This is a genomic window from Cupriavidus sp. UYPR2.512 (genome assembly GCF_000379565.1).
GTDB lineage: Bacteria > Pseudomonadota > Gammaproteobacteria > Burkholderiales > Burkholderiaceae > Cupriavidus.
This window is the reverse complement of the sequence record NZ_KB902938.1, coordinates 1-4968: the sequence shown is the minus strand read 5'-3', so window position 1 is coordinate 4968 and position 4968 is coordinate 1. Positions and strand designations below refer to the sequence as shown.

At 58.9% G+C, this 4968-nt stretch carries 5 protein-coding genes and 1 pseudogene; 3 read left to right on the top strand and 3 right to left on the bottom strand.

What is annotated here, in order from left to right; all coding sequences use genetic code 11:
- Together A3A5_RS0112310 and A3A5_RS0112305 are read left to right on the top strand one after the other, a co-directional pair.
- Positions 1-268 (top strand): transposase (locus A3A5_RS0112310; RefSeq protein ID WP_018310872.1); only part of this gene is annotated, 268 nt, incomplete at its 5' end.
- A 123-nt stretch (positions 269-391) separates the two neighbouring features.
- Positions 392-889 carry a hypothetical protein gene (locus A3A5_RS0112305; RefSeq protein ID WP_018310871.1) on the top strand — a complete coding sequence of 166 codons (498 nt, stop codon included), beginning with the start codon at positions 392-394 and terminating at the stop codon, positions 887-889.
- Positions 890-1851: 962 nt separating this feature from the next.
- On the opposite strand, the gene A3A5_RS43255 is transcribed toward A3A5_RS0112305, so the two are convergent.
- Positions 1852-2118 (bottom strand): hypothetical protein, encoded by a 267-nt coding sequence (locus A3A5_RS43255; protein WP_232431330.1) that lies wholly within the window; start codon positions 2116-2118, stop codon positions 1852-1854.
- Positions 2119-2255: 137 nt separating this feature from the next.
- Here A3A5_RS43255 and A3A5_RS38380 point away from each other — a divergent pair, with 137 nt between their 5' ends.
- Positions 2256-2498 carry a hypothetical protein gene (locus tag A3A5_RS38380; RefSeq protein ID WP_369797775.1) on the top strand — a complete coding sequence of 81 codons (243 nt, stop codon included), beginning with the start codon at positions 2256-2258 and terminating at the stop codon, positions 2496-2498.
- A 776-nt stretch (positions 2499-3274) separates the two neighbouring features.
- Here A3A5_RS38380 and chrA read toward each other — a convergent pair.
- The gene (chrA, locus tag A3A5_RS0112290) at positions 3275-4504 is read right to left on the bottom strand and encodes a chromate efflux transporter (protein ID WP_026200701.1); all 1230 of its coding nucleotides are present in this window, start codon (positions 4502-4504) and stop codon (positions 3275-3277) included.
- A 284-nt stretch (positions 4505-4788) separates the two neighbouring features.
- A pseudogene (locus tag A3A5_RS0112285) lies at positions 4789-4968 on the bottom strand (IS6 family transposase); the annotation flags it as partial.

Below are 4968 nucleotides of genomic sequence, written 5' to 3'. Positions count from 1 at the left end.
GATGCAAGTGACCGAATCCTTCCTGCCGATCATTCACCTTGTGTTCTCCAATCTCAAGACCTGGCTGCGCGGAATTCATCACGGTGTCAGCCCGCAGCACCTGCAAGCCTATCTCAACGAATTCACCTTCCGCTTCAACCGTCGTTTCTATCCCTTCAATGCATTTCGCTCCCTGCTCGGCATCGCTGGTGACGTCACCGCGCCGACCTATGCCGAGCTCTATGCCAAAAAATCCCTACCCACTATATCTAGTAGGTTTGGGAGCTAACCGGATAAGCACGGTACAGGCAACAAGCGGTGGATCCGGTCCGATTCCGCAGCCAATGCCCGCCGGTCGCCCATGCCAGCTGATGCAATAGTCGCTCCGGGTAAAAGCTCAAGAAGACAAACGATGAGTGATGACAAGAAGGCGCTGCTGGAGTGGGCGGAGAAGGCTGCGGTCGAGAACATGAAAGCCCACCACACTAGTGCCGATTTCATTGCGAAGGAAGCGGCGACGACGCTGACAGTCTTTCTGGCCGGCATGGGTGCTGCTATGGCCTATGCGGCAAAAGCTATTGATGAAGAGAAGTGGAGTTGGTTTGCAGTCGGGACTTCAGCTTTTGCAACATGGTTCCTGATGCTGAGCGTGGTGCTGGTCTGGAAATGCCTGATGATGAGACCAATTCCTCCAGTTCACAATGAGCCTCTAAATCTGTACCAGCCGGCATTTAGTCTAGTCGATATGCAGGAGGCGGAGTTGAGCGGGTATCAGAAGCGGATCAACGAGGCCGCGCGCCGGAACGGCAGGCTGGTATGGTGGCTAAATAGGCTGCGGCTTGCCGCCGCAGCCAGCCCCTTGGTCTTTATCGCTTTTGCGTGGGCGGCGTGGGCGAAGGGGTGCGTGTAGGTGCCGGCGTACGGCTGTTGTAGTCGTGATCCTTTGTCGGTGCGCGATACACCGGCTGCGGATCCGGGATAACCGTTTTGTTGTTGTTTGAAGTCATTCGACTCGCATGTTTCCAGATGTAGGAATAGGTAACCATACCAGAGTCAGATCGAACCTCGGGAGGCTCTTCTTTCCGTGTCGGATCGAGTGTCTCGAAAGCTGACAGTGCAGCGCATGGTATTAGCATTGGCCGCAGGTCGCGCAGCTACCGCGACCGAGATCCTGGCGTGCGGCAGGGCTGACCGTTAGCCAACGTGGCGGCCACTACTGCTGGAAAAAGACGAAGGCGAGGGCTGCGATTTTGATAGAGCCTCCCTTTTGCGTCTACAGACTGCCAGACCGATTGAATTGCTTTGGCTAGGACGACAGGCGTGGTCGAATTGGAGTTTCATCAAAGAGACAGCACGGCCTCAGCTTCCGCCGATGTCTGCCGTCCGTTTGCATAATGTTGTTCCCGCCGGTCGCCCGCCAGCTCGCCGTTTTCGAGGTGCCGAGAACAATTTTATGCAAAGAAATTTTGCAGAACATTGTTCTTCCGGCCGACGTTTTGCGTAATTTTGTTCCTTTCCCGGCGGATCGGTCAGTCGGTGCCCAGCCCGCTGCAGCTTGCGAAGCCGAGGACGGCCGCCGTTAGGGGCACCGCGTGCACCGTCGTGCGATCACGGGCCAATCCGGGGCACGCCGGCGGAGCTGCAAGGCGGCCGCCGCGCGCCTTCCCGCGGCGCTCCTTGGCCTGGCCCAGGGGGCCAGGAACAAAAATCCGCAAAATACGGGAACAAATTTGTGCAAACCGACGGGCTCGTCGGGAGGCCATTGGAGGGCGCCGATTTAACATAACGCCAGACACCGGCATTTTTGTTGGTTGCTGGAGTGTTATGTTTGATTGGCGGTGAAGAGCAGGATGTCTGCCGGCGGCTGGCATCTCAGCCGGCGGTCGACGCGCTGGCGTTGGTGGACACGGCAGAAAAATCGAAATGCGCGGCGGCATACAGGGCGTTGCACGCCCAGACTTCCTCGCCGTTCTTGAAGAAGGCGACCCATTTGCCGTCGCTGATGCAATGGGCACTGGGAAACACCTCATCATGACCATTGCCAGCTTCTGGCGGGAAGGGTGCATGTGGCACGGCCCAGTACTGGCCGCTTGGTAAGGCTTCGATTGATTTCCAAGACATACCTTTCAGCACCGCCATTCGGTGTCACGTTAACGCACAAGCCCACCGCCGCGGCAAAACGGATCGTGTCAATCCTGCGAAGGCGTGACATCGTTGCGAGACAGCCTTGTAGGCTCACCGCCCATCGTCTCTTGCTTATACAGTCCAATTTCGCCATGGCGCAATACCTCTGCATCGCCGTGCGAGCGCTCGGCGTCGGCGCCATCACTGTGATTATTGCCGCCGTCTCACGGCATATTTATCTGCGAGCCGCTGGGGAAGCTGAGTCAGCCGGCGCGGAGGAGGAACCCGCGGCGATGATGTTGATCCGCTGCGAGACGATGCATCACCGCCTGCAGAATCGGCACAGGCCCGCGGACACGGCGGATGCTGACGAGCGCGCCACGCGCTCGTTGTAGGGAATCTTGAGTTGGAGGGCGTCTGATCAATCCAGCATCCTCACGCTGCTTACGTGAACCTGCCGGGCTATCCAGTCCGATTTGACGACCTGGACTCGCCGCTCCCGCCTTGCTTCCACACTGGGAAAAGCCTTCCTGCCGACAGCGAGCGCAATGCGCCTGTGCATGTAGGCGGCCAGGCAGCGCCAGGCCCCACGGCGCCTTGGAGCGCAAGCAAAAGAAAGCCCGCTGCAATGGCGGGCACGAATCCCTTGAGGAGAAAGGGAGGAGACGGACGTAGTATAAACCCTTATCAAAACTCTTGCAGACCCTGCTTGTGGCGGGGGAGCGGTCTGCCAGCCATTTTTCCCCGACACGAAGCGAACGCGTTGATATACGCTCACCAAAAGCCCGCTTCCAAGGTATAGGAATCGGACTTGGAAACCTGACGCGCCATCCGGCCTGGCATGCGAAAACAGCAGATGAGGCCCCAAACTGCAATTTCACGATCGCGAAACTATAGATATCGCACAAAGTCTCGAATTCAGCGCCATCCTCGCAGCAAGCCGGTACCGTCGTCCCAGCGACAGGGGTGCAGCGGCGTGTGCGATACCGGCGCCAGCCTTGCCGAAGGCAGCCGCGCCACCGAGTCTAAGAAAGTCACGACGGTCTATCGGCATATGGCCTCCTTTCATGCAATTGCTTGCAGTCGGCGGGTTATGCCGTCTCGGCAGACTTTAGATTGTCAACCGCGGTAGCGCAACGGGGGCGACCTGATCGGCGTGGACGTTGATGCCTCAGTGCAATAGCCCTTGTGCGACGCCCGCAACGGCGCACACCCCAACCACCGCGAGCGGGGGAACCTTCCAGCGGACCAGCAGCAAGAAACATACCGTCGCAATCGCGAAATCCAGTTGCGAGAGTATTGCGCTCGTCCAAACCGGCGAATACAGGGCGGCGGCAAGCAAACCAACCACCGCCGCGTTGACGCCATTGAGCAACGCCACCATCGAAGAGCGTGCGCGCAGTGCCTGCCAGTACGGCAATGCCGCAGTAACGAGCAACAAACCAGGCAAAAAGATGCCCAGTGTCGCGAGCGCAGCACCTGCCCATTGGTTCGGGGCATCGGCCAACACCCACCCCAGGAAACTCGCGAACGTAAAGAGGGGGCCGGGTACCGCTTGCGCAGCGCCGTACCCCGCGAGGAAGTCATTCGGGCTGACCCAGCCGGTCGCGACCGTTTGCTGTTGCAGCAACGGCAGCACCACGTGGCCGCCACCGAACACCAGAGCACCGGACCGGTAGAACGCATCGAAGACTTGAACGCCCCGGCCCGCTATAGCCGCCAATGCTGGGAGACCAAAGAGCAGTGCGCAGAAGAGCATCAGTGCCACAACCCCAGTGGCACGTGAAACGCGAAATTCGTGAACACGCCCTTGCCGGCTGCACGCCAACGCAGACGCATCGGGCCGACACAGCAAGAGCCCCAATAGCGCACCCAGAGCGATGACGAGAAGTTGAGCGTAGACGGTCGTCAGAAGACTGAGCAGCACAAGAGTGGCAAGTGCGATGCCAGCTCGGCGGTAATCCGGGCAAAGGCGTCGCGCCATATCCCAGACGGCTTGGGCCACTACTGCGACAGCGACAAGCTTCAGACCGTGGATTAGACCTGTTCCGATCGATCCCCCAAGGACGGGCGCCATGACAGCAAAGGCGAGCAACAGCAGGATGGAGGGTAGGGTAAATCCACACCACGCTGCGAGGCCACCGAGCCACCCGGCCCGCAGTAGGCCGATTGAAAAGCCGACTTGGCTGCTGGCCGGTCCGGGAAGAAACTGGCACAGACCGACGAGATCGGAGAACGCTTTCTCATCGAGCCAACGGCGGCGTTCCACAAATTCGCGCCGGAAGTATCCGATGTGCGCGATGGGGCCGCCGAAGGACGTTAATCCTAGCTTCAGAAAGACTGCCAGAACTTCTGCGGCAGCGCTGGGACGCATGGCGGTTGTTGTGCCTTTGGTTTCCATAAGGGGGACGAGGTTGACGGGAACGGGCCTCCGCCCTTAGTTGTGCTCGAACAGCTCACCAAACAATTCGCGAACCTTCACTTTCTCGGCCGCCAACGCACGTCGCCCGGCAGGAGTGATGCGATAGACGCGGCGACCACTTCGACCGTTCCGTTCCATTCCATTGTCGATCTTAGATAGCCCTTCTTTTCCAATCCGTGCAGGAGCGGATACAGGGTGCCCGGACTGGCTCTGGTGCAAATAGGCGGTCTGTACGAGATTGTTGTTATATAAAGGATACCTCATCAAGCAGACAGGACGGCCTCCCAGACTGCGGGCGCAGTGGTATCTTTGAGGTCGAGCTTCGCGAGGCCGAATTGGCCCTTGCGAATCCGATGTACCAACTCAATACCAGAGAGAGTGATCGCTGCGTTCCTGAAACGTTTGAAGCCGAGCATGACTTTCGTCCGGGACTTGATGTTGCG

Bases quoted from the DNA above. Each gene is read 5' to 3' on its own strand.
- A3A5_RS38380 (WP_369797775.1), top strand. From the start codon at position 2,256: ATGGCGCAATACCTCTGCATCGCCGTGCGAGCGCTCGGCGTCGGCGCC.
- A3A5_RS0112305 (WP_018310871.1), top strand. From the start codon at position 392: ATGAGTGATGACAAGAAGGCGCTGCTGGAGTGGGCGGAGAAGGCTGCG.
- A3A5_RS43255 (WP_232431330.1), bottom strand. From the start codon at position 2,118: ATGGCGGTGCTGAAAGGTATGTCTTGGAAATCAATCGAAGCCTTACCA.
- chrA (WP_026200701.1), bottom strand. From the start codon at position 4,504: ATGGAAACCAAAGGCACAACAACCGCCATGCGTCCCAGCGCTGCCGCA.